This window comes from Rubrivivax sp. JA1055, assembly GCF_020966565.1.
Lineage (GTDB): Bacteria > Pseudomonadota > Gammaproteobacteria > Burkholderiales > Burkholderiaceae_C > Rubrivivax > Rubrivivax benzoatilyticus.
Genome location: NZ_JAJKFP010000007.1, coordinates 371,304 through 393,937, shown reverse-complemented (window position 1 = coordinate 393,937; position 22,634 = coordinate 371,304). Strand labels below are relative to the sequence as shown.

19 protein-coding genes are annotated in these 22,634 nt (G+C 72.4%); 8 read left to right on the top strand and 11 right to left on the bottom strand.

Annotation, left to right across the window (positions count from 1 at the left end; genetic code table 11):
• Window positions 1-17: 17 nt before the first annotated feature.
• The 3 genes from pta to sugE all read right to left on the bottom strand — a co-directional run bounded on the left by pta (window position 18) and on the right by sugE (window position 3,902).
• Complete coding sequence (gene pta, locus LOC65_RS18365; protein ID WP_009855319.1) at window positions 18-2,078, bottom strand: phosphate acetyltransferase; 2,061 nt, start codon at window positions 2,076-2,078, stop codon at window positions 18-20.
• Entirely contained in the window at window positions 2,078-3,301 is a 1,224-nt protein-coding gene (locus tag LOC65_RS18360; RefSeq protein ID WP_164963357.1) for an acetate/propionate family kinase, read from the bottom strand. The genes pta and LOC65_RS18360 overlap by 1 nt, the downstream gene beginning before the upstream one ends.
• Before the next feature lie 280 nt (window positions 3,302-3,581).
• Window positions 3,582-3,902, bottom strand: a complete 321-nt coding sequence (sugE, locus tag LOC65_RS18355; protein ID WP_009855317.1) for a quaternary ammonium compound efflux SMR transporter SugE — start codon at window positions 3,900-3,902, stop codon at window positions 3,582-3,584.
• Between the two features lie 215 nt (window positions 3,903-4,117).
• Here sugE and LOC65_RS18350 point away from each other — a divergent pair, with 215 nt between their 5' ends.
• The 7 genes from LOC65_RS18350 to LOC65_RS18320 all read left to right on the top strand — a co-directional run bounded on the left by LOC65_RS18350 (window position 4,118) and on the right by LOC65_RS18320 (window position 11,182).
• Window positions 4,118-4,459: a hypothetical protein gene (locus tag LOC65_RS18350; protein WP_230248621.1), complete on the top strand. Its 342-nt coding sequence runs from the start codon at window positions 4,118-4,120 to the stop codon at window positions 4,457-4,459.
• Window positions 4,456-5,736, top strand: a complete 1,281-nt coding sequence (locus LOC65_RS18345) for an NAD(P)/FAD-dependent oxidoreductase (protein WP_230248619.1) — start codon at window positions 4,456-4,458, stop codon at window positions 5,734-5,736. Before LOC65_RS18350 ends, LOC65_RS18345 begins: the two co-directional genes overlap by 4 nt.
• A gap of 43 nt (window positions 5,737-5,779) precedes the next feature.
• Window positions 5,780-7,117, top strand: coding sequence for an FAD-dependent oxidoreductase (locus LOC65_RS18340; RefSeq protein WP_230248618.1), 1,338 nt, complete (start codon window positions 5,780-5,782; stop codon window positions 7,115-7,117).
• An 8-nt stretch (window positions 7,118-7,125) separates the two neighbouring features.
• A complete protein-coding gene (locus LOC65_RS18335; protein ID WP_230248617.1) occupies window positions 7,126-7,602 on the top strand; it encodes a thiosulfate oxidation carrier protein SoxY in 477 nt (158 codons plus the stop codon).
• 10 nt (window positions 7,603-7,612) lie between these two features.
• Window positions 7,613-7,951, top strand: a complete 339-nt coding sequence (locus LOC65_RS18330) for a thiosulfate oxidation carrier complex protein SoxZ (protein WP_230248615.1) — start codon at window positions 7,613-7,615, stop codon at window positions 7,949-7,951.
• Between the two features lie 300 nt (window positions 7,952-8,251).
• Complete coding sequence (locus LOC65_RS18325) at window positions 8,252-9,928, top strand: 2-isopropylmalate synthase (RefSeq protein WP_230248614.1); 1,677 nt, start codon at window positions 8,252-8,254, stop codon at window positions 9,926-9,928.
• Between the two features lie 243 nt (window positions 9,929-10,171).
• Complete coding sequence (locus LOC65_RS18320) at window positions 10,172-11,182, top strand: metal-dependent hydrolase (protein ID WP_230248612.1); 1,011 nt, start codon at window positions 10,172-10,174, stop codon at window positions 11,180-11,182.
• Here LOC65_RS18320 and LOC65_RS18315 read toward each other — a convergent pair.
• From LOC65_RS18315 to LOC65_RS18290, 6 genes are all read right to left on the bottom strand, one after another.
• Window positions 11,179-11,883, bottom strand: a complete 705-nt coding sequence (locus tag LOC65_RS18315) for a dihydrofolate reductase family protein (protein WP_230248611.1) — start codon at window positions 11,881-11,883, stop codon at window positions 11,179-11,181. The two genes, LOC65_RS18320 and LOC65_RS18315, sit on opposite strands and share 4 nt — an antisense overlap.
• Before the next feature lie 51 nt (window positions 11,884-11,934).
• Window positions 11,935-12,393 (bottom strand): SRPBCC domain-containing protein, encoded by a 459-nt coding sequence (locus LOC65_RS18310; RefSeq protein ID WP_230248610.1) that lies wholly within the window; start codon window positions 12,391-12,393, stop codon window positions 11,935-11,937.
• A 58-nt stretch (window positions 12,394-12,451) separates the two neighbouring features.
• Entirely contained in the window at window positions 12,452-14,404 is a 1,953-nt protein-coding gene (locus LOC65_RS18305) for a response regulator (protein ID WP_230248609.1), read from the bottom strand.
• A gap of 221 nt (window positions 14,405-14,625) precedes the next feature.
• The gene (locus tag LOC65_RS18300) at window positions 14,626-15,375 is read right to left on the bottom strand and encodes an SDR family NAD(P)-dependent oxidoreductase (protein WP_230248608.1); all 750 of its coding nucleotides are present in this window, start codon (window positions 15,373-15,375) and stop codon (window positions 14,626-14,628) included.
• Window positions 15,376-15,454: 79 nt separating this feature from the next.
• The gene (locus tag LOC65_RS18295; RefSeq protein WP_230248607.1) at window positions 15,455-16,039 is read right to left on the bottom strand and encodes a TetR/AcrR family transcriptional regulator; all 585 of its coding nucleotides are present in this window, start codon (window positions 16,037-16,039) and stop codon (window positions 15,455-15,457) included.
• Window positions 16,040-16,120: 81 nt separating this feature from the next.
• A complete protein-coding gene (locus tag LOC65_RS18290) occupies window positions 16,121-17,098 on the bottom strand; it encodes a tripartite tricarboxylate transporter substrate binding protein (protein ID WP_230248606.1) in 978 nt (325 codons plus the stop codon).
• Window positions 17,099-17,292: 194 nt separating this feature from the next.
• Here LOC65_RS18290 and LOC65_RS18285 point away from each other — a divergent pair, with 194 nt between their 5' ends.
• The gene (locus LOC65_RS18285) at window positions 17,293-19,206 is read left to right on the top strand and encodes a radical SAM protein (RefSeq protein ID WP_230248604.1); all 1,914 of its coding nucleotides are present in this window, start codon (window positions 17,293-17,295) and stop codon (window positions 19,204-19,206) included.
• A 13-nt stretch (window positions 19,207-19,219) separates the two neighbouring features.
• Here the strand turns inward: LOC65_RS18285 and LOC65_RS18280 are convergent, their stop codons facing one another.
• Window positions 19,220-20,920, bottom strand: a complete 1,701-nt coding sequence (locus tag LOC65_RS18280; RefSeq protein ID WP_230248603.1) for a phospholipase D-like domain-containing protein — start codon at window positions 20,918-20,920, stop codon at window positions 19,220-19,222.
• A gap of 77 nt (window positions 20,921-20,997) precedes the next feature.
• Window positions 20,998-22,332: a ferric reductase-like transmembrane domain-containing protein gene (locus tag LOC65_RS18275; RefSeq protein WP_230248602.1), complete on the bottom strand. Its 1,335-nt coding sequence runs from the start codon at window positions 22,330-22,332 to the stop codon at window positions 20,998-21,000.
• Between the last annotated feature and the right edge of the window lie 302 nt (window positions 22,333-22,634).

Below are 22,634 nucleotides of genomic sequence, written 5' to 3'. Positions count from 1 at the left end.
CCGGCCAGCGCGCGCGATCAGGCCGTCACGGCCTGGATCGCGGTCAGCGCGATCGTGTAGACGATGTCGTCGACGAGCGCGCCGCGCGACAGGTCGTTCACCGGCTTGCGCAGGCCCTGCAGCATCGGGCCGACCGAGACCACGCCGGCCGAGCGCTGCACCGCCTTGTAGGTCGTGTTGCCGGTGTTGAGGTCCGGGAACACGAACACGTTGGCGCGGCCGGCCACCGGCGAGTTCGGGGCCTTCTGGCGGCCCACGCTCTCCACCGAGGCGGCGTCGTACTGCATCGGGCCGTCGATGGCCAGCTGCGGGCGGCGCTCGCGCACGATGCGCGTCGCCTCGCGGACCTTGTCGACGTCGGCGCCGGTGCCCGAGGACCCCGTCGAGTACGAGATCATCGCCACACGCGGCTCGATGCCGAAGGCGGCGGCGCTGTCGGCCGACTGCATCGCGATCTCGGCCAGCTCCTCGGCGCTCGGGTCGGGGTTGATCGCGCAGTCGCCGTAGACCAGCACCTGGTCGGGCATCAGCATGAAGAACACCGACGAGACGATCGACGAACCCGGCGCGGTCTTGATCAGCTGCAGCGCCGGGCGCACCGTGCTCGCCGTCGTGTGCACCGCACCCGAGACGAGGCCGTCGACGTCGCCGGTGGCCAGCATCATCGTGCCGAGCACGACGGTGTCCTCCAGCTGCATCGCCGCCTGGCCCGGGGTCAGGCCCTTGGACTTGCGCAGCTCGACCATCGGCGCGACGTAACGCTCGCGCACCACGTCCGGGTCGAGGATCTCGACCGTGTCGGGCAGCTCGATGCCGTGCAGCGTGGCCGCGGCGCGCACCGCGTCGGGCGCGCCCAGCAGCACGCAGCGCGCGATGCCCTTGCGCGCGCAGATCGCCGCGGCGGCCAGCGTGCGCGGCTCGTCGCCCTCGGGCAGCACGATGCGCTTGTGCGCCGCACGCGCCTCGCGGATCAGCGCGTGGCGGAACATCGGCGGCGTCATCGTCGCCGAGCGCGGCACCGCCGCGGCCACGGCCAGCACCGAGACGTCGAGGTGGTCGGCGGCGTGCTCGACCAGGCGCTCCATGCGCTCCAGGTCGTCGGGGCGCACGCGGCGGTCGAGGCTGGCCAGGCGGGTGGCGGCCTCGAAGGTCTGCAGCTCGGTGCGCAGGATGTTCAGGCCGGCACGGCGCGGCTCGAGGAAGCTCTTCAGCTCGGGCGCGAGCTGCTCGCCGCAGGTCAGCAGCACGCCGGCGATCGGCATGCCGGTGGCCTTGGCGAAGCTGGTGGTCAGCACGACGTCGGCGCGGTCGCCCGGCGTGACGACCAGCGTGCCCGGGCCCAGGCGCACGACCAGGTGCTCGGGGCTGCGCGCCGCGACGACGACGTTCTGCAGCCGCGCGCCGGCCAGGTCGCCGGCCTCGACGATCTCGAAGCCCAGCTCCTCGACGACGTCGGCCATGCGCGGCGCGGCCAGCGACGGCTCGTCGGGCACGACGCCGAGCACCGGCGCCGCGGTGTCGGGCACCTCGTCCAGCCCGGCCGGGGCGCGCGAGACGACGACGCCCATCGGCGCCGCGCCGTCGCGGCCGAAGCGGTGGGTGACGTCGGCGATGCGGTCGGCCAGCGTCGGGCCGCCGTCGACGCTGCCCGGCACCACCGGCACGATCTCGGCGCGCAGCGCCTTGGCGACGGCCAGGTCCAGGTCGGCGACGAGCGGGTGGCCGTCGTCCAGCGTCGCGCCTTCGACGACGACGACGTCGGCCGTCTCGGCCACGGCGTGCACCAGCGCGACGACGTCCTCGAGCAGGGTGTCGAGTTCGCCGGAGCGTGTCATCGCCTCGGCGGTGTCCATCGGCAGCGCGGCCGGCGTGTCCAGGCCGAACAGGCGGCGCGCGAAGCCGACCGAACGGTCCTCGCCGTCACGGCCGACGCCGGGGTCGGCGATCGGCTTGACGAAGCCGGCGCGCACGCCGGCGGCCTGCAGCGCGCGCACGAAACCGAGCGCGACCGAGGACACGCCGACGCCCGGGGCGGTCGGCACGACATAGACCAGGCGGGTATGGCGGGGGCTCTGCATCACGCCACCTCCGCGGCCGAGGCCGACAGGCCGAAGGCGATGGCCGCCGTGTCGCGCGCGATCGTGCCCTCCTCGTCGGTGGGCACGACGATCGCCGCCGGCCGGTGCGAGCGGCTGATGACGGCGCAGGCGCCGCCGCGCGTGACGTCGTTGCGTTCGGGGTCGAGGTCCAGGCCGAAGATCGCCAGGCGCTCGAGCACCTTGGCGCGCACGTGGGCCGAGTTCTCGCCGATGCCGCCGGTGAAGACCAGCGCGTCCAGGCGCGGCAGCGACGCGGCCAGCGCGCCGACGGTGCGCGCGATGCGGTAGCAGAACACGTCCAGCGCGATCTGCGCGCCCTCGTGGCCGGCGGCCGCGGCCTGCTCCAGCGTGCGGCAGTCGTTGGACAGCTCGGACAGGCCCAGCAGGCCGCTCTTCTTGTTGATCATCGTGTCGACGGCGTCGAGGTCGAGCCCGGCGCGGCGGGCGATGTACAGCAGCGCGCCGGCGTCGACGTCGCCGCAGCGCGTGCCCATGACGAGGCCCTCGACCGGCGTCAGCCCCATCGAGGTGTCGACGCTGCGGCCGTTGCGCACCGCGGTGGCCGAGGCGCCGTTGCCCAGGTGCAGCACGACGAGCGCGTTGTCGGTCGGGTCGAGCTCCAGGCGCTCGATGGCGCGCTGCGACACGCAGCGGTGCGAGGTGCCGTGGAAGCCGTAGCGGCGCACGCCGTAGTCGCGGCGGTACTGCTGCGGCAGCGCGTAGAGGTAGGCCTCGGGCGCCATCGTCTGGTGGAAGGCGGTGTCGAACACCGCCACCTGGCGCGCCGCCGGCAGCGCGGCCATCGCCGCGCGGATGCCGATCAGGTTGGCCGGGTTGTGCAGCGGCGCCAGCTCGGCGCAGGCCTCGATGTCGGCCAGCACTTCGGCGCTGACCTCGGCCGACTGCGTGAAACGTTCGCCGCCGTGCACGACGCGGTGGCCGACGGCGGCCACACGTTCGAGCAGGCCGCGAGCGGCCAGGAAGGCGAGCAGCGCATCCAGCGCCTCGCGGTGGCCGCCGCCGGCCAGCGGCGTGACGGTGCGTTCGCCGTCGGCGTCGAAACGGATGCGCGCGTCAGGCGAGTCCAGGCACTCGGCCAGGCCGCCGAGCAGGGCTTCGGGTTCGCGCGGGTCGTAGAGCGCGAACTTCAGGGACGAGGAGCCGCAGTTCACGACCAGGGTGAGCGGCGAGGAGATGGGCATCGGAAGTCTTTCGGACAGGAACCAGCAGACCCGCCCCCGCGAAGGGGCGGAACTCGAATCGCGCTGATCGCCTGCTGGGAAGGGCGCCCATCTCGGGACTGACTCGCGGCATGACGACACTCCTGTCTGCCTGCGGGCGAACCGGGATCAAGTTGCGGGCCCACGTAAACCCGCATTCCGGCAGCCCCGATATATAACCTGTCCGAGGCCGGCGCGGAATGGGCGCCGGGGGTGGATACGTCAAGCGATGACGATTCAGGCGCACTCCGTGCGCCGCCGTTCAGGCCGGGCTGGCGAGCTTGAGCCCGACGATGCCGGCGACGATGAGTCCCAGGCTGGCCAGCCGCCCGGCGCTGGCCGGCTCGCCGAAGAGCACGATGCCCAGCAGCGCCGTGCCGACCGCGCCGACGCCGACCCAGACCGCGTAGGACGTGCCCACCGGCAGCGACTTCATCGCCACGCCCAGCAGCAGCACGCTGACCGTCATCGCCGCCAGCGTGAGCACGCTGGGCAGCGGCCGCGTGAAACCCTCGGTGTACTTCAGCCCGATGGCCCAGGCCACCTCGAACAGACCTGCGACGACGAGCAGAACCCACGCCATGCGACTCTCCTGACCAGATCGGATGCCCCGGGCGGAGCCCGGCGAGGCGCCGATGATCCACCGGAAGGCGGCCGGCACGATCCAGGCAGTGCCCGGATGGCGTCAGTCTCGTCCCGCCTCGAACGCACGTCCCCGGGGCAGGGGCGGCGAATCCAGGCCGAGCGCGCCAGGATCCTGCTGTCAAAATGCCGAGCCTGTCGTCCCCGCGAGCCCGCATGCCGCTCCTCGTTGTTTCTGCCCGCCGGGCTCGCCTGGCCCTGGCATGCACCTCCCTCGTCGCCACCGGTGCCGCACTGGCCGGCGGCGCAGCGTCGCCCGACGTGTCGATGCTGGCCGGTGCCTGCGGCAACTGCCACCGCCCCGGCCCGGCGACGTCCTCGCCGGCCAGCATTCCCAGCTTGCAGGGACTCACCGAAGCGCAACTGCGCCAGCGCCTCACGGCCTTCCGTGCCGGCCAGGTGCCCGACGCCACGGTGATGCCGCGCCTGATGCGGGCGCTCGGCGACGACGAGATCGCCGCGCTGGCACGCTGGTTCGCCCAGGGGACGGCACGATGAGGCCGCTGTCGCGTCGCGGCCTGCTGGGCCAGGCCGCCGCCGCCGGCGCCGCGCTGGCGATGCCGGCCTTCGTGCGGGCGCAAGGCGCGTCGGCGCGGGTCGTCGTCGTCGGCGGCGGCTTCGGTGGCGCCACTGCGGCGCGCCAGCTCAAGCGCCTGGCGCCCAAGGTCCAGGTGACGCTGGTCGAGCCGGCGAGCCGCTTCGTTACCTGCCCGTTCAGCAACCACTACCTCGCCGGGCTGCGCGACTGGGAGAGCCTGGGCCACGGCTACGACGGCCTGCGCGCCGCCGGCATCGAAGTCGTGCAGGCGCTGGCCGACGACGTCGACACCACGGCGCGCACGCTGACGCTGTCCACCGGGCAGCGCCTGGCCTGGGACCGTCTCGTGCTGTCGCCCGGCGTCGAGATGCGCTGGGGCGCGCTCGACGGCTACGACGAAGCCGCCACCGAGCGGGCGCCGCACGCCTGGAAGGCCGGGCCGCAGACGCAGCTGCTGCGCCGCCAGCTGCAGGCGATGGACGACGGCGGCGTCTTCGTGATGGCCATCCCCGACAACCCGTTCCGCTGCCCGCCGGGGCCTTACGAACGTGCGGCGCTGGTGGCGCACTACTTCAGGCAGCACAAGCCGCGCGCCAAGATCCTGCTGCTCGACGCCAAGGACAACTTCTCGAAGAAGGCGCTGTTCCAGCAGGGCTGGAAGGCGTTGTACGGCTCGATGATCGAGTGGGTCGGCCAGTCCGACGACGGCCAGGTGATGCGTGTCGACGCCAAGGCGCTGAGTGTCGAGACGAGCTTCGGCCGCGTCGTCAAGGCCGCGGTGCTGAACGTCATCCCGCCGCAGAAGGCCGGGCGCATCGCCGAACGTGCCGGCGTCACCGACGCCAGCGGCTGGGTGCCGGTGAAGGCCGAGAGCTTCGAGAGCCGGCGCGTGGCCGGTGTCTACGTCGTCGGCGACGCGACGATCGCCGCACCGATGCCGAAGTCCGGTTTCGCCGCCAACATGCAGGGCAAGATGGCGGCGGCGGCGATCGCCGCCGACTTCGCCGGCCGCACGCCGCCGCCGGCGGCCTACGTCAACACCTGCTACAGCCTCGTCGGGCCGGACTACGGCATCTCGGTCGCCGGCGTCTACCGCGCCGAAGGCGGCCGCATCGTCGAGGTGGCCGATGCCGGCGGCGTCAGCCCGCTGGACGCCGGCCCCACCTTCCGCGCCGCCGAAGCGCACCACGGCGCCGCCTGGTACGAGGCCATCAGCACCGACATCTGGGGCGCCTGAACACACCGCCGGACCACCACCGAACCCCGCAGAGGAGACCCGCATGAAACGACGCAACTTCCTGATCACGCCGCCGGCCGCCGCGCTGGCCGGCATGGCCGCGGTGCCGGGCCTGGCGCAGGCCGCGCCGATGATCATCACGCCGCAGTCGACGATCATCCCGCGCGAAGGCGCCAAGCCGCGCATCGTCATCTGCGGCGGCGGCTGGGGCGGGCTGACCGCCGCGCGCTACCTGCGCGAGCTGATCCCGACCTCCGACGTCGTGCTGCTGGAGCGCAACCCGACCTTCTGGTCCGGGCCGATGAGCAACAAGTGGCTGATCGACATCGTCGGCACCGACTTCGTCAACCACGACATGCTCAAGCCGGCCAACGCCTACGGCTACAAGCTGCTGCAGACCGAGGTCACAGGCGTCGACCGCGACCGCCGCCGCGTGCTGACGGCGCACGGCCAGGTCGAGTACGACTTCCTGATCCTGTCGGGCGGCATCCGCAACGACTACGAGGCCTGGTACGGCAACGACCGCCGCGCCATCGAGCACACGCGCACGCACTTCCCGTCGGCCTACATCCCGAACGCCGAGATGTTCGCGCTCAAGCGCAAGGTGCAGGAGTTCAAGGGCGGCACGCTGGTGATGACGCTGCCGCCGCCGCCGCACCGCTGCCCGCCGTCGCCGTACGAACGCGCCTGCCTGATCGCCTGGCACATCAAGAAGCACAAGATCCCCGGCAAGATCGTCATCCTCGACCCGAAGCCGCGCATCGCGCCGATCGGCATGGGCTACAAGGCCGCCTTCGAGGAGCTGTACCCGGACATCATCACCCACGTGCCCAACGCCAAGGTGCAGGAGGTGGACCCGTTCAACAAGCGCATCAAGACCGCGGCCGGCGAGTTCCGCTTCGACGACGCGATCCTGATGCCGCCGCACCAGGCCGCCGACATGGTGTGGAACGCCGGCCTGATCGGCCAGGACGCGGCCGGCAAGCCCACCGGCTGGGCCGACATGCACCCGCGCCTGTTCCACGCGCGCAGCGACGACCGCGTCTACTTCGTCGGCGACCTGATGGGCCCGATCTCCGACCAGTTCGGCCACTACCCGAAGAGCGGCCACGTCGCCAACTACGTCGGCCGCATCGTCGCGCAGAACATCGCCGAGCGTGTCGCCGGCAAGCCGGTCGTCGCGCGCCTGCCCGACAACCTCTGCTACATGATGGTCAACGCCGATCCGCAGGAGGAGATCTCGGTGAAGTTCGAGTACGAGGTCGACGCCACCGGCAAGGTCATCCAGACGCAGATCGACATGGACGTGCGCAACCAGGAGATCGTCAAGGAGGACTTCGACTGGATCCGGCAGCGGTTCCAGGACTTCCTGGCGATCTGAGCGGCACGATGAAACGTCGTGACTTCGTCATCCGCGGGGCTTCGCTGGGCGGCGCGCTGGCGCTGCCGGCGGCCGCCACGGCGGCTGCGGGCGCCGCGCCGGCCGGGCTGCTGGCACCCGACCCGGCGGGTTTCCGCCAGGCCATCGAGAGCTTCATCGGCGGCGCCACCGTCGTCGAGGAGGGCCTGCTGCTCGACGTGCCGGCGCTGGGCGACAACCCGGCCGCGGTGCCGGTCAAGGTGCGCGTGACGCGCCCGATCTCCGAGCAGCTGTATTGCGAGGAGATCGTCGTGCTCGGCGACCTGAACCCGGCGCCGCTGGCCTGCCGCTTTCGCTTCACGCCGGCCACCGGCACCGCCGAGGCGGCGTTTCGCATCCGCCTGAGCCAGAGCCAGACCGTGCACGCGCTGGCGCGCATGAGCGACGGCCAGGTGCTGGCCGCACGCCAGGCGGTCGAGGTCGGCTCCAGCGGCTGCGGCATGTGAGGCAACTGACATGACCGCACCGCCCCGCATCTGGATCAGCAACCCGCGCCCCGCACCCGGCGAAATCGTGCGCGTGCGCGCCCAGGTCGAGCACGTGATGGAAAGCGGCCTGCGCGCCGACCCCGAGGGCCGGCTGCGGCCACGCGACATCGTGCGCCGCTTCGAGGCGCGCCTGGGGCCGACGCTGCTGCTCGTCTGGGAACCCGGCATCGCCGTCGCCCAAAACCCCTACATCGAGTTCACCTTCGCCGCGCGCCACGGCGGCGAGCTGGTGCTGAGCTGGGTCGACGACCGCGGCCAGACGCAGGAAGTGCGCCGGCCGGTCGAGCTGAAGCCCGCAGAGGGTTGAGGCGCAGCACGGCCGCGGCCCCATAATCCCCCCATGCCCGCCCGCCTCCCGCACTCCCTACGCCTATGCCTGACGCTGGGCCGGGATCCGCACGTGCGCGCGGCTGACACGACCCCGTTCGCGGGTCGCTAGACACTCCCCCAGATCCCGGCCTCGAAGCGGCACCCGCCAGGGCACCGCAGGGGAGCGTCGTGCCGTTCGCCGGCATCCGCAGCACGTTCCCCCCGCCCTGTCGTCCGTAGACCCGCGTCCGCACGCCGCCCGCTCGAGGGCCGCGCGGCGCACCGCTTCGAGGCCCCGATGCTGCAAGCCCCCGAGACCAAGTACCGCCCCTATCCCGCCCCCGTGATGGACAGCCGCCGCTGGCCGTCGCAGACGCTCGTCCAGGCGCCCGTCTGGCTGTCCACCGACCTGCGCGACGGCAACCAGGCGCTGTTCGAGCCGATGAACGCCGAGCGCAAGCTGCGCCTGTTCGAGCTGCTGGTCGGCGTCGGCTTCAAGGAGATCGAGGTCGGCTTCCCGGCCGCGTCGGCCACCGACCATGCCTTCGTGCGCCGCCTGATCGACGAGCAGCGCCTGCCCGCCGACGTGACGCCGATGGTGATGACCCAGGCGCGTGAAGACCTGCTGGTGCGCACCGTCGAGTCGCTGCGCGGCGCGCGCCGCGCCATCGTGCACCTCTACAACGCCACCGCGCCGCTGTGGCGCCGCGTCGTCTTCGGCATGGGCGTGGACGAGGTGCTGGCCTTCGTCGACCGCCACGTGCGCCTGCTGCGCACGCTGACCGACGCCGCGCCCGAGACCGAATGGGTGCTGCAGTACTCGCCCGAGACCTTCTGCATGACCGAGCCCGAGGTGTCGCTGGCCGCCTGCACCGCGGCGCTGGAAGCCTGGGACGCCGGCCCCGGCCGCCCGGTGATCCTGAACCTGCCGACGACGGTGGAAGTGGCCACGCCCAACGTCTTCGCCGACCAGATCGAGTGGATGCACCGGCGCCTGCCGCGCCGCCAGCACGTCGTGCTGTCGATCCACCCGCACAACGACCGCGGCACCGGCGTGGCCTGCGCCGAACTCGCGCTGCTGGCCGGCGCGCAGCGTGTCGAAGGCACGCTGTTCGGCAACGGCGAGCGCAGCGGCAACGTCGACCTGGTGACGCTGGCGCTGAACCTCTACGCGCTGGGCGTGGCGCCGGGGCTGGACTTCTCGGACATCGGCCACGTCGCGCGCGAGGTCGAGGCCTGCACCGGCCTGCCGCTGCACCCGCGCCACCCGTACGCCGGCGACCTCGTCTTCACGGCCTTCTCGGGCTCGCACCAGGACGCCATCCGCAAGGGCATGGCGGCGCAGGAGCCGGGCGGCCTGTGGCAAGTGCCCTACCTGCCGGTGGACCCGCAAGACCTGGGCCGGACCTACGACGGCCTGATCCGCGTGAACAGCCAGTCGGGCAAGGGCGGCATCGCCTGGCTGATGGAGCGCCACCACGGCCTGGCGATGCCGCGCCGGATGCAGGTGGAGTTCAGCAGCGTCGTGCAGGCGCACGCCGACGCCGCCGAAGCCGAGGTCGACGCCGACACGCTGTGGCAGCTGTTCGACGCCGCCTACCTGGCGCCGACGGCCGCCGGCGGCGCGCTGGCCTGGCACGGCCACACGCTGGTGGCGGTGCCGGGCGGCGTGGAGATCACGCTGGACGTCACCGGCGCCGACGGCACGGCGCGCCGCCTCGTCGGCCGCGGCGCCGGCCCGGTGGACGCGGCGGCGCAGGCGCTGCGCAGCGCCTTCGGCATCGCGCTGGAGATCGTGCACTTCGAGGAGCGTTCGATCGGCGGCGGCTCCGACGCCCCAGCCTGGGCGCTGGTCGAGGCCGCCGCGCCGGGCGTGGCCGGCACGCGTTTCGGCGCCGGGCGCCACGCCGACATCGCCACCGCCGGCGTGCTGGCGGTGCTCAGCGCGGCGGCGCGGCTGGGGGCGGCGGGCTGAACAGGCCCAGAGCTCCCGCGTCGCCTTTCACGACGTCACGCGGCGCGCCCTCACCCCGCGCCCGCGTGCACGCCCCGGTCACGAGCCGGGGCGTGAGCCGGCCCGCCGCGCCTGCCATCCGCAGGCGCCGGCGCGGGCCGGTCGCGGCCGAACCCGGCGCCAGGCCACCCGCGTGGCCTGGCGCCAGGGCCGGCCAACCCCGGAGCGGCCCAGGGCACAAGGCCGCCACCGCCAGAATCGGCCATGGACTCCGTTTCGCAACTGGCGCTGGGCGCCGCCGTCAGCGTGGCGGTGATGGGCCGGCGCAGCGCGGTCTGGAAGGCCGCGGCATGGGGCGCGGTGGCCGGCACGCTGCCCGACCTGGACGTGCTGGTCGACCACGGCGACGCCATCCGCAACATGGTGCTGCACCGCGGCGCCACGCACTCGCTGTTCTGGCTGACGCTGCTGTCGCTGCCGCTGGCCGCCGCCGTGGCGCGGCTGCATGGCGAAACGGCACTGTGGCGGCGCTGGTGGCTGGCGCTCTGGCTGGCGCTCGTCACCCACCCTCTGCTGGACACGATGACGGTCTACGGCACGCGGCTGGCGCTGCCGTTCAGTGACTGGCCGTACGCCGTCGGCAGCATCTTCATCATCGACCCGCTGTTCACGCTGCCGCTTCTGGCCGGCGCCGGCTGGGCGCTGGCGTCGCGCGGCAGCGCCCGCGGGCTGCGCGCCAACGCCGCCGGGCTGCTGCTGGGCTGCGCCTACCTGGGCTGGAGCGCGGTGGCGCAGGCCCAGGTCGAGCGCGTGGCGCGCGCGTCGCTGGCGGCGCAGGGCATCACCGCCGGGCAGGTGCTGGTCACGCCGACGGCCTTCAACACCGTGCTCTGGCGCGTCGTCGCGATCGACGGGGCGCACTACCACGAGGGCTTTCACTCGCTGCTCGACGAGACGCCGACGATGCGTTTCGACCGCTTCGACCGAGGCACCGCGCTCGCCCCGGCGCTGCAGGACATCCCCGGCGTGCGCCTCGTCGCCGCGTTCAGCAAGGGCTTCTACAAGCTGCACGCCGACGGCGACGAGCTCTTCGTCACCGACCTGCGCATGGGCCAGGAGCCGGCCTACGTGTTCACGTTCGCCGTCGCCGAACGGCACAGCCCGGTTCGGCCGCTGGCCACGCCCGAGCAGCGCAGCGCCCGCCTCGACGTGCGCCTGGGCCTGGCCTGGCTGTGGCGGCGCGCGCTGGGCGAGGAACTGCCGCCGCCGCGCTAGGGAGCGCCTTCGCCGTTGAGCACTTGGTAGTTCAGCAGCAGCCACGAGTGCTGCAGCCGGCGCACCTCGTCGAGCACCAGGGCCTTCACCTGGCGCAGTTCGGCGGCGTCGCGCAGCGGCGGGCCGTCGACCAGCGTCGGCGTCGTCGCGCCGCCCACCAGCGCCGGGGCGAGCACCAGCGACACGCGGTCGACCAGGCCCTGGCGCAGCAGCAGCGCGTTCAGCGTGCCGCCGGTCTGGATCGTCAGGCGCTCGACGCCGTGCTGCGCCTTCAGCGTGCGCAGCAGCTCGCCGAAGTCGATGCGGCCGTCGAACGGCAGGATCTCCAGCCCTTCGGCGCCCTGGCGGGCAAACACCGGGTGTGCGGGGTTGGCGGTCGCCAGGAACAGCCGGCGGCAGCGTCCGAGCAGGTGGTCGACGCCGGCCAGCGTCAGGTGGTGGTCGTCGGCGATGACGAAGCTGACCGGCAGCCGCACCGCGGCGGGGCCGGCCTCGTTGACGCCGATCTTGGCCATCACGCGGCCGCTGTTCAGCGCGAACAGGTCGGTGCAACGCTCCAGCTCGTAGTACTGCGCCAGGCCCTCGCCGACGCCGGGCAGCGCCGGCAGGTCGCGGTCGAAGTCGCGCGTGTCGACGTCGCCGGTGGAGATCTTGCCGTCCACCGAGGACAGCATGAAGAGAGTCGTGACGGGGCGGGACATCGTCGCGGGCGGGTGTGTGGGGCGGCCATTGTCGGCCCAGCGCGCACGCCTTCAGCCCGGTGCGCCGCGCTCGCACAGCGCCTTCAGCCGCTGCAGCGCCTTCGGCCAGGCGGCGGCCAGGTAGGCCTCGTAGGCCGGGGTGACGTCCTGCTCGATCTCGACGCGCGTGCCTTCGGGCGTGGGCACGAAGCGGTAGTTCTCCAGCGCGCCGGCCCAGGCTTCGGCGGCGTCGCCGCTGGTGTCCTCCTCGCCGTTGGACAGCACGCCGAGGTGGCGCAGCGAGGTGTACTCGCCCGGCCGGTGCTCGGCGATCTCGGACAGCATGCCGTCGCCATTGGGTGCCAGGAAGCGGATGCGTTCGCCGGCCAGCCAGCGCCCTTCGTAGCGCGAGCCTTCGCAGAAGGCCGTGGTCCAGTCGCGGTAGTCCTCGGGGTCCAGCATGCGCTGGCAGACCAGCGCCGGCGGCGCGGCGATGTCGACGGCGAAGAACAGGCGCTTGAAGTCGGGCATGGGGGCCCCTGGCGGGCAGCGGCGGCCCGCGGGGCGGCAATCGGCGAGCCCGCGTGCTTCAGCCGGGCGCCGGCGCCTCGTCCAGCCAGCGCCGCAAGGCATCGAACAGGCGCTGCGGCTCCACCGGCTTGGACAGGTGGTCGTTCATGCCGGCGTCCAGGCAGGCCGCGCGGTCCTCGGCGAAGGCGTTGGCGGTCATCGCGACGATGGGGACGGCGCTGCCCAGGTGCTCGCGGATCTGGCGCGTGGCGGCCAGCCCGTCCAGCCCCGGCATCTGCACGTCCATCAGGATCAGCGCGTAGGGCGAGCGCAGCGCCATCTCCAGCGCCTGGCGGCCGTTGTCGGCGGTGTCGACCCGCAGCCCCACCGCTTCGAGCAGGTCGACCACCACCTCCTGGTTGATCGGGTTGTCTTCGGCCAGCAGGATGCGCCGGCCAAGATGGTCCGCGCGCAGAGGCCACGGGTCCTGCAGCGGCGGCGGCAGCGGCTGCGTGCCCTCGGGCGGCGGCAATCCGAACTCGGCGCTGACCCAGAACGTGCTGCCTTCACCCAGGCGGCTGTCGACGCCGGCCTCGCCGCCCATCAGCGTGGCGAAGCGGCGTGTCAGCGCCAGGCCCAGGCCGGTGCCGCCGTGGCGGCGCGTCGCCGAGTTGTCGCCCTGATCGAAGGCCTCGAACAGCCGCCCGAGCTGGTCCGGGGCGATGCCCGGCCCGCTGTCCTGCACCTCGAAACGCGCCAGCAGCCGGTGTTCGTCTCGCCACAGCTCGCGGCCGTGCAGACGCACGCCGCCGCGGTCGGTGAAGCGCACGGCGTTGGCCAGCAGGTTGATCAGCACCTGGGCCAGCCGTGTCGGGTCGCCGATCAGGCGCTCGGGCAGCGGCGTGGTGTCGACAGCCAGCTCCAGCCCCTTCTCCGCCGCCTTGGTACGCACCATCGACAGCGAACGCTCCAGCACTTCGTCGAGGCGGAACTCCTCGCGCTCCAGGCTCAACTTGCCGGCCTCGATCTTGGACAGGTCGAGGATGTCGCTGATGACCTGCAGCAGATGCCGCGCGGCGCCGTCGACCTTGGCCAGGCGGCTGCGCTGCTGGTCGTCGGTGGCGTCGCGCGCCAGCAGGTGCGTCAGGCCGATGATGGCGTTCATCGGCGTGCGGATCTCGTGGCTCATGTTGGCCAGGAAGGCGCTCTTGGCGCGCGTGGCGGCATCGGCTTCGGCTGCGCGCTGCACCAGCTGCACGTTGAGTCGTTCGAGCTCGATCTCTGCGCGCTTGACGTCGGAGATGTCGGCGACGATGACGTTGAAGCCGCGCACCCGTCCATCGACGCGGTCGGGGATGTACGACGCGAGCGTGTAGCCGGTGCTGCCGTCGGCTCGCGTCATCGTGCGCTGGAAGCGCTGTTCCTCGCCGGCCAAGGCGCCGCGGATGTGGCGCTCGTTGGCGCGGAACAGCTCCTCGCCCAGCAGGTCCTGCATCCGCATGCCCAGCACTTGCCGCGGCGTGCGGCCGAACCACTCCAGGTAGGCGATGTTGGCAAAGCGGCAGCGCAGGTCTGCGTCCCAGTAGCCGACCATGCCCGGCAGGGCGTCGGCGATGGCGCGCATGAAACGTTCGTGCTCGGACAGCGTGTCGCGTTCTTCGGCCAGTTGCCGCAGGCGCTCGTGCGTGTCGTCGGGCACAGGGACTGGCGCCGGCGCTGCGGGCCGCGGCCGGAACGCGGCCAGCGCGCAGATCAGCAGCGCCTCCAGCACGAACACGCCCCAGGCCTGCGCGCCGGCGCCGGGTGCAGCGTAGACCGCCCCAGCGGCACCGAGCGCGGCCGCCACCAGCCCCGGCCCGATGCCGCCGGCCCATACGGAGGCGATGACGGGCAGCAGCAGAGGCAGGAACAGCGTGTCGGCGGGGGCCGCCGACTGGCGCCAGACGAGCAGCACGGCCGGCGACGACGACAGCGCGAGCAGATAGGGCCAGAGACGCGGCCCGCGAGGCGTAGCCGGCTCGCGCTCAGGCATGCGCACGCGGATGCGCCGGGGCGGGAGAACGAACGGCAGCTGGGGTCACGGCGCGCTCCGGTCACTCGGGCCAGGCCTGGCACCCGCAGGCGAGCGGCCTGCGGGATGGGCTGCGCATTATTCGGCGGCCGCCCCGCCCTCGGGTGCGGGAATGCCCGCGACGTCCCGAATGCGAAGGACAGAGCGCGGAACAGTCCACGCTCCGGCCGCCGCCCCGGAACTCAGAGCTTGGTGCCGCCGCTGGCGTCGACGACCTGGCCCGTCGTCCAGGCGCCGTCCGGCCCGGCCAGGAAGGCAACGACGCCGGCCACCTGCGCCGGCTGGCCGATGCCCGGCAGCGCCTGCACCTGGGCCAGCGTCTCCTGGCCGCCCGGGGCGTGGATCCAGGTGCTCATGCGCGTGTCGATCGCGCCCGGCGCAACGACGTTGGCGGTGATGCGGCGTGGGCCCAGTTCGGCCGCCAGCTGCAGCGTCAGCACGTCGACGAAACCCTTGGTGGCGGCGTAGGCCGTGATGCCGGGGAAGGCGGTGCGCGACACCGCACTGCCGATGTTGATGACGCGGCCGCCGTCGGGCATCAGCGGCAGCACCCCCTGGGTGACGAAGAACAGGCTGCGCACGTTGACGGCGAGGAGCTTGTCGAAGACCTCGGGCGTGGTCTCGACGAGCGTCGCGAACGGCGCGACGCCGGCGTTGTTGACGAGGATGTCGACACGCGGCAGCGGCAGCGCCTTCAGGCCGTCGACGAGGTGCCGGGCGCCGTCGGCAGCCGCCAGGTCGGCCTGCAGCAGGTGCACGCGGTGGCCGCCGTCGTGCAGCGCAGCGGCCACGGCCTCGGCTTCGGCACGGCCGCTGCCGTAGTGCAGCACCAGCTCGGCGCCGTCGGCGGCCAGCCGCCGCGCGATCGCTTCGCCGATGCCACGCGAGGCGCCGGTGACCAGCGCGATCTTTCCGTCCAGGGGCTTGTTCATCACGATCTCCAACTTGACCATTTGGTCAATAAAGGGTGAAAGAAATGCCGCTCGCGCGGCCGGGCGGGCACAGGGCGGCTCAGGCCCTGTCGAGAACTCCGAGGGTCAGCGCCGCCAGCCGCTCCATCTGCTGGCGGCTGCGGCCGGCGCGGGCGGCGACCCGCAGCCCGCTGACGAGTGCGGCCAGCAGTTCGGCCAGGTCGGCCGACGGCGCGGGGTTGGCGACGGAACCGTCGCGCTGGCCGCGTTCGACGCTGGCGCGCAGCAGTTCGTGCGTGGCCTGCCAGCGGCTGGTCAGCGCCCAGGCCAGCGGCGCCTCGTCCAGGCCCTCGACGAGGCCGGTGGTGACGATGCAGCTCTTGCGGCCGGGGTCGGGGCTGGCGCAGTCGTCGAGCATCGCGGCGAAGAAGGCCTGCAGCGCGGCGCGGCCGTCGCTCGCGCCCTGCATCGCGCCGGCGACGTGTGCCGCACGCCGCGTCGCGCAGTCGATGGCCTGCAGATACATCGCCTGCTTGTCGCCGAAGGCGTTGTACAGGCTCTGCTTGCCCAGGCCGGTGGCCTGCTGCAGCAGCGCGAGGCTGGTGCCGGTGTAGCCGTGGGCGGCGAAGACGTCGGTCAGACGCTCCAGCACCTCGGCTTCGGAGAAACAGCGTTCGCGCGGCATGGGACGCAGCCTACACTGTTTTTGACCAATCGGTCAAACCTCGCGCTGACGGACGCGCAGCCGGAGGGCTGCGCGCCGCCGTCACTCCGGCTGGAACCCGGCGCTGCGCAGCAGTTCGGCACCCTGCGCGACGTCGCGCGCGACGAAGCCCTTGAACTGCTCGGCGCTCTCGGTGACCGGCGTGATGCCCAGCTTGGCCCAGGCGCCGCTGCGCGCGAGTTCGGTGGTGGCGGCGTTGATCGCGGTGTTCAAGGTCGCCACGCGGGCCGGTGGCGTGGCGGCCGGTGCCCAGACGCCGTACCAGGAGGCATAGGCAAACTCGTGCAGCCCGCTTTCCTTGAAGGTCGGCACCTCGGGCGCCAGCGCGCTGCGCCGTGCCGCGGTGATCGCGATCGGCTTCACCTTGCCCGACCTGGCCAACGGCAGCAGCGAGATCATCGAGTCCAACACCAGGTCGGTGTGGCCGCCGGCGACGTCCATCAGCGCCGGCTGCGTGCCCTTGTAGGGCACGTAGGCGAGCTCGAGCCGCGCGTCGCGCGCCATCAGCAGCGTCGCCAGGTGGCTGGGCGCGCCGGCCGCCGGGATGCCGGCCGACCATTTGCCGGGCTGCTGGCGGATCGTGCCGAGGACCTCGGCCAGCCGGGTCTGTGTCCGGTTGGGGGCCAGCACCAGCATCAGCGGCGCCTCGCCGACACGCGCCACCGGCGCGAAGTCGGTCTGCGGGTCGTAGGGCGCACTCTTCAGCACCTGCTTGGCGAGCACGTGCGTGGCCGCCGAGAACAGCAGCGTCTGGCCGTCGGCCGGCGCCGTCAGCACCGCGCGGCCGCCGATCGTGCCGCTGCCGCCGGCGCGGTTCTCGACGACGACGTTGACGCCGAGCTGCTTCTGCAGCTGCGTGCCCAGCAGCCGCGCGGCGGCGTCGACGCCGCCGCCGGCCGCGAACGGCACGACGATGCGCAGCGGCTTGTCGCGTTCGGGGAATGTCGCCGCCTGGGCCAGGGCCGCCGCCGCAGGCGCGGCCAGCAGCAGGGCCAGGGTGGCCCGCAACCATCGCTTCATCTTGTCTCCTGTTTCTCTTGGCGGCCTGCGCAGCCTGCCTCGCGGGGCAGGTCCGGCGGGCCGGGAACCTGCACTCTAGGGAGCGTGCTGCCTTGCGCCTAGCCGAGCTTCGCAGCTTTCAGACTTGCCGGAAAAGGCATGTCTTGACGCGCTGGCCGCGGGGTCGGCCGCCGCCGGCGAGAATCCCGCCACCGATGAGCGCCCCCGACCTCCGCGTGCTCGCCGTCATCCCGCCGATGACGCAGCTGAACACGCCCTACCCCTCGACCGCCTACCTGACCGGCTTCCTGCGTTCGCGCGGCGTCGCCGCGATGCAGACCGACCTCGCGCTGGCGCTGGTACTGGAACTGTTCACGCCCGCCGGGCTGGCTGCCGTGCGCGACGCCGCCGCAGCGCTGCCGCCCGCGCGACGCACGCCGCGGCTGGACGCCTTCGAGGCGCAGTTCGAGCGTTACGCGGCGACGATCGCGCCGACGATCCGCTTCCTGCAGGGCGGCGACGCGACGCTGGCGCACCGCATCGCCGGCCGCGCCTTCCTGCCCGAAGGCGCACGCTTCTGCTCGCTCGACGTCTACGTCGACCCCGACGACCCCGAAGGCGGCGACCCGCTGGCCTGGGCCTTCGGCGCGCTGGGCACGCAGGACCGCGCACGCCACCTCGCGACGCTGTACCTCGACGACCTGGCCGACGTGCTGCGCGACGCCGTCGACGCCCGTTTCGAGTTCGTGCGCTACGCCGAGCAGCTGGCCGCCAGCCAGCCGAGCTTCGAGCCGCTGGCGCAGGCGCTGGCGGCGCCGCCCAATCTGGTCGACGCGACGCTGCAACGCCTGGCGCGCGACGCGCTGGCCGAGCACCGGCCCGACGTCGTGCTCTTGAGCGTGCCCTTCCCCGGCTCGGTCTACGGCGCGCTGCGCATCGCCCAGGCGATGAAGGCGGTGCAGCCGGGGCTGCGCGTGGCGCTGGGCGGCGGTTTCGTCAACACCGAGCTGCGCGAGCTGTCGGACGCGCGGCTGTTCGATTACGTCGACGCGGTGACGCTGGACGCCGGCGAGCGCCCGCTGCTGGCGCTGCTGGAGCACTGGGCCGGCAAACGTTCGCGCCAGCGCCTGGTGCGCAGCTTCATGCGCGACGAGGAAGGCGCCGTGCGTTACCACGACATCGGCGAGGCCGACGTGCCGTTCGCCGAGGTCGGCACGCCGACCTGGGACGGGCTGCCGCTGGGCCGCTACCTGTCGCTCTTGGACATGCTGAACCCGATGCACCGGCTGTGGAGCGACGGGCGCTGGAACAAGCTGACGGTGGCGCACGGCTGCTACTGGAAGAAGTGCAGCTTCTGCGACACCAGCCTGGACTACATCTCGCGCTACGACGCCGCCGGCGCGACGACGCTGGTCGACCGCATCGAGGCCATCGTCGCCGAGACCGGACAGACGGGCTTCCACTTCGTCGACGAGGCGGCGCCGCCCAAGTCGCTGAAGGCGCTGGCCGCCGAGCTGCAACGCCGCCAGATGGCGATCTCGTGGTGGGGCAACGTGCGCTTCGAGAAGAGCTTCAGCCCCGAGCTGTGCCGCCAGCTGGCCGACAGCGGCTGCATCGCGATCAGCGGCGGGCTGGAGGTCGCGTCCGACCGGCTGCTGGGGCTGATGCAGAAAGGCGTGTCGGTCGAGCAGGTGGCGCGTGTCACACGTGCCTTCAGCGACGCCGGCATCCTGGTGCACGCCTACCTGATGTACGGCTTCCCGACGCAGACGGTGCAGGACACCGTCGACGCGCTGGAATACGTGCGCCAGCTGTTCGAGGCCGGCTGCATCCAGTCGGGTTTCTTCCACCGCTTCACCTGCACCGTGCACTCGCCGGTGGGGCGTGATCCGGCGGCCTACGGCGTGACGCTGCAGCCGCTGCCGCCGACGACGTTCGCGCGCAACGACGTCGGTTTCGTCGACCCCACCGGCGTCGACCACGACCGCCTGGGCACGGCGCTGAAGAAGGCGATCTACAACTACATGCACGGCATCGGCCTGGACACCGACGTGCGCAGCTGGTTCGACCAGCGTGTGCCCAAGCCGACCGTGCCGCGCGGGCGCATTGCGCGGGCGCTGCAACGCTGAGCCGCAAGGCGCTTCAAGACGAGAAGAGCAGGCGGTCGCGTTCCTTGACGTGGCTGACCAGGTAGTACGGCGCGAACCAGGTGCGGCCTCCCGGTGCGGGCGGCTTCTGCAGACGCAGCGTCTTCTGCGCATCGCGTTCGCGCGCGGCGACGCGGAAGTGGAAATGGTCGAACAGCCGCAAGGCCTCGATGGCATAGGCGGTTGCCACGCTGCGGTCTTCCAGGCGGATCAGATGGTCGCCGTTGTCGAGTTCGCCGCCCGCGGACAGGTTGGACGAACCAGTGAACACGACCGGGTTCTCGGTGTTGAAGTCGACGACGACGAACTTGTGATGAACCATGTTCGACTGGCCCTCGGCATCACCGGACCACTCGGTCTTGAACGGCACGGGCGCGTTATCGGCCAGCCAGGCGAAGGGCAGCAGACCGCGTGAACCGTCGGGCTTGTGCACCGTCAGGCCGCTGGTGCGCTGCGCGACGCCGTAGGAGAACAGCGAGCGCTGCATCAGATCGTCCAGGGCCTGCCGCACCTGGCCGCCGATCTGGTTGAGGAAGACCACCGAATAGAGCACCGAGCTGCGCGCCTGCTCGATGGCCTGGGCCACCGGGGCCAGCGACAGCGAGGCGTCGCGCTTCGGGGAGAACGAGACGGCGACGCGGGAGCCCGGTTCGTTGCGGATGACGTGCCATTGCTGCGAGATGGTCTTGCGGCGGAAGCTGGACGGTGATGTCCAGCAGGCGTCGAACAGCGCCCCGAACGGCCCCGCGGCGGCTTCGCCGTCGAACAGCAGCACGTTGTTGGCCTGGATGTACAGGCCGCGCAACGAGAAGTTGGTCGAGCCGCCGAGCGCGCGCACCGGCACGCCGTCGCGACGCACGACGAAGACCTTGTGGTGCTGCTGGCGGCCGAAGTGCAGGCGCCTGACCCGGGCGCCGGCGGCGGCGAGCCTGACGCAGGCCAGGCTCTCGGCGCTGTCGGCGGCGCCCATCTCGTCGTGGTCGTCGACGACCGCACGCAGCCGCGGGCCCAGCGCTTCGAGCCGCGCCAGGATCGCCGGCTCGCGCAGTTCGTAGATCAGCGCGTCCAGCGTCAGCGACGCATCAGCCGCGGCCTCGTCGAGCACGCGGTAGATCAGGCGTCGCGCCTCGAAGCCCAGCCAGGCGTACTCGGCCTCGTACGGACTCATGTCGTGTTGCAGGCTGGCGGAGCCGGGCGCGCCCCTCGGCGGCAGGATGCCGGTCTCGTTGTGGAAACGGTCGGCGTAGGCCTGCGAGGACGCGAAGCCGCGCGTGAAGGCGACGTCGAGGAAGGACGCGATGGTGCGCGGCTGCAGCGAGATCGAGGCCTGAACGCTGGCGCGGGGCGCGACCGCGCCGGCCGCGTCCATGTAGCAGGCGGCGACGCGGTACTCGAAGACCCCGGGCGCCGAGACGTCGGTCGGAACGTGGACCCAGCGGAAGGTCTGGAATGGCGCCTCGGTCGACTTGTACGAGCGGGGCAGCTCCTGCCGCGGGGGGTAGTCGAAATGCAGCCGGTTGCGCAGCGCACCCCAGCGGGTCGAGCCGGGGTAGCGCACCTCGACCGAGAAGCCGACGAAGTCGCGCGTCGCCTGCTCGGCGGCCAGATCGAAGGCCAGCAGGCAGGCTCCTTCGCCGCGGTAGAGCTTGAGGGTCAGGCCGCCGGCCGAAACCCGGACCTCGCTGTCGTTTGCCATGATGGGCTCTCCCTGCACGCCGCCTCGCGGGCAACCTCGCAGGGCACTTTGCCATCGGCTGGCGATGCCGGAGCCCCCTAGCGCATCTCGAACAGCTCCTGGTGGAAACGCCCCGGCGGCAGGCCGGCGGCGGCCAGGTCGCGCTTCAGGGCCTCGCCGAAGGCCGCCGGGCCGCAGAACCAGAAGTCGGCGTGCAGCCAGTCGGGCACCAGCTGGCGCAGCCGGGCGGCGTCCAGGCGGCCGTCGCGGGCGTCCTGCAGCACGTGCAGGCGCACGCCGGCGGCGCCGGCGTCGGCCGCCAGCCGCGCCAGCGCGGTGGCGTCGACGGCGGCCGTCGGGTGGAACATGTCGATCGTGCGGCCATCGGGCTGGCGCGCCAGCGCCTGCAGGCGGGCGACGAAGGGCGTGACGCCGATGCCCGCGCCGATCCACACCTGCCGCCGCTGCCGGCCCTCGAAGCGGAAGCGGCCGTAGGGGCCTTCCACCGCCACCGCGTCGCCGGCCTTCAGCGCCTGCGGCAGCGTGCGCGTGTAGTCGCCCAGCGCCTTGATGAGGAAACGCAGCCGGCCGTCGCCCGCCCAGGCCGAGGCGATCGTGAACGGGTGCGCGCCTTCGGCGGCGTCGAAGGTGACGAAGGCGAACTGGCCGGCGTCGTGGCCGCGCCAGCCGTCGGCCAGCTTCACCGTCACCGCGGTGACCTGGGTGCCGGGCAGGAACTCGACGCTCTCGACCCGGCCTTCGACACGGCGCGCACGGCCGATGCGGCACGCCAGGCTCATGAAGGCCGACACCGTGCCCACCGCCATCAGCGCGGCCAGCACCAGGCCCACCGGCTGCAGCCAGTACTCGGGCTTGGTCAGCACCACCGAGTGGAAGACGAGCACCAGGTACACGAGCGCCATCGCACGGTGGGTCTGGAAGAAGCGCCGGTACGGGAAACGCTTGATCAGCGCGATCGCGATCAGCGCCAGCATCACGTAGAAGGCGTATTCGCCGACCTCCTCGGCCGGGTGGCGCAGGCCCTGCATCAGCGCGAGCAGGCTGTCGGGCTCGAGCTGGGGCCGCGGGCCGCGCTGCGGGCGCTCCAGCCAGCCGGCCTGCACCAGCCACTTCGGCCCCTTGGCGAACAGCCAGTGCGCCACCGACAGCACCAGCCCGGCGATGCCCAGCCACTTGTGCAGTCGGTAGCCCTTGTCCAGGCCGTGCAGGCGTTCGTCCAGCCAGGCCGGGCGCAGCGCCAGCAGCATGCCGGCGCTCATCAGCCCCATGCCCAGCACGCCGCTGTACTGCACCAGCAGGTTGCGCCAGGGGAAGACACCTTGCGCGGCCGCCAGCGCGGACGCCTCGGCCGCCAGCCACAACACGCTCAGCCCGGCGGCGAGCGCGACGAAGGTGGTGCGGATCGTTTTCATGACGGACTCTCGGGATTCGATGCCGTCATGCTGCGCGTGCGAGGTGAAGCTGGTCTTAAGACAGCGCCGCGACAGCGCCGCGCGGCCTTGCGTCGCCCGTCGGCCGCCTTCAAGCCGATTCGGGCGCAAGACGCCTGACAGGCGCCGCAATCCTGCGTTGCGACAAGTCCTTTGACTTGGCTCCAGAGGCTTGATTGAAAGCAGTCGTTAGACTGTAACGGCAGCTTGACAGGCGATTTCACGAACTGGCAAGCCCACCGTGGCACGCAGGCAGCCACACCCGCAGCCGTAAGGAAGGACCT

What these genes read in the sequence shown, in the direction of transcription:
- pta (WP_009855319.1), bottom strand. Translation starts at nt 2,078, where the DNA reads ATGCAGAGCCCCCGCCATACCCGCCTGGTCTATGTCGTGCCGACCGCC.
- LOC65_RS18360 (WP_164963357.1), bottom strand. Translation starts at nt 3,301, where the DNA reads ATGCCCATCTCCTCGCCGCTCACCCTGGTCGTGAACTGCGGCTCCTCG.
- sugE (WP_009855317.1), bottom strand. Translation starts at nt 3,902, where the DNA reads ATGGCGTGGGTTCTGCTCGTCGTCGCAGGTCTGTTCGAGGTGGCCTGG.
- LOC65_RS18350 (WP_230248621.1), top strand. Translation starts at nt 4,118, where the DNA reads ATGCCGCTCCTCGTTGTTTCTGCCCGCCGGGCTCGCCTGGCCCTGGCA.
- LOC65_RS18345 (WP_230248619.1), top strand. Translation starts at nt 4,456, where the DNA reads ATGAGGCCGCTGTCGCGTCGCGGCCTGCTGGGCCAGGCCGCCGCCGCC.
- LOC65_RS18340 (WP_230248618.1), top strand. Translation starts at nt 5,780, where the DNA reads ATGAAACGACGCAACTTCCTGATCACGCCGCCGGCCGCCGCGCTGGCC.
- LOC65_RS18335 (WP_230248617.1), top strand. Translation starts at nt 7,126, where the DNA reads ATGAAACGTCGTGACTTCGTCATCCGCGGGGCTTCGCTGGGCGGCGCG.
- LOC65_RS18330 (WP_230248615.1), top strand. Translation starts at nt 7,613, where the DNA reads ATGACCGCACCGCCCCGCATCTGGATCAGCAACCCGCGCCCCGCACCC.
- LOC65_RS18325 (WP_230248614.1), top strand. Translation starts at nt 8,252, where the DNA reads ATGCTGCAAGCCCCCGAGACCAAGTACCGCCCCTATCCCGCCCCCGTG.
- LOC65_RS18320 (WP_230248612.1), top strand. Translation starts at nt 10,172, where the DNA reads ATGGACTCCGTTTCGCAACTGGCGCTGGGCGCCGCCGTCAGCGTGGCG.
- LOC65_RS18315 (WP_230248611.1), bottom strand. Translation starts at nt 11,883, where the DNA reads ATGTCCCGCCCCGTCACGACTCTCTTCATGCTGTCCTCGGTGGACGGC.
- LOC65_RS18310 (WP_230248610.1), bottom strand. Translation starts at nt 12,393, where the DNA reads ATGCCCGACTTCAAGCGCCTGTTCTTCGCCGTCGACATCGCCGCGCCG.
- LOC65_RS18305 (WP_230248609.1), bottom strand. Translation starts at nt 14,404, where the DNA reads ATGCCTGAGCGCGAGCCGGCTACGCCTCGCGGGCCGCGTCTCTGGCCC.
- LOC65_RS18300 (WP_230248608.1), bottom strand. Translation starts at nt 15,375, where the DNA reads ATGAACAAGCCCCTGGACGGAAAGATCGCGCTGGTCACCGGCGCCTCG.
- LOC65_RS18295 (WP_230248607.1), bottom strand. Translation starts at nt 16,039, where the DNA reads ATGCCGCGCGAACGCTGTTTCTCCGAAGCCGAGGTGCTGGAGCGTCTG.
- LOC65_RS18290 (WP_230248606.1), bottom strand. Translation starts at nt 17,098, where the DNA reads ATGAAGCGATGGTTGCGGGCCACCCTGGCCCTGCTGCTGGCCGCGCCT.
- LOC65_RS18285 (WP_230248604.1), top strand. Translation starts at nt 17,293, where the DNA reads ATGAGCGCCCCCGACCTCCGCGTGCTCGCCGTCATCCCGCCGATGACG.
- LOC65_RS18280 (WP_230248603.1), bottom strand. Translation starts at nt 20,920, where the DNA reads ATGGCAAACGACAGCGAGGTCCGGGTTTCGGCCGGCGGCCTGACCCTC.
- LOC65_RS18275 (WP_230248602.1), bottom strand. Translation starts at nt 22,332, where the DNA reads ATGAAAACGATCCGCACCACCTTCGTCGCGCTCGCCGCCGGGCTGAGC.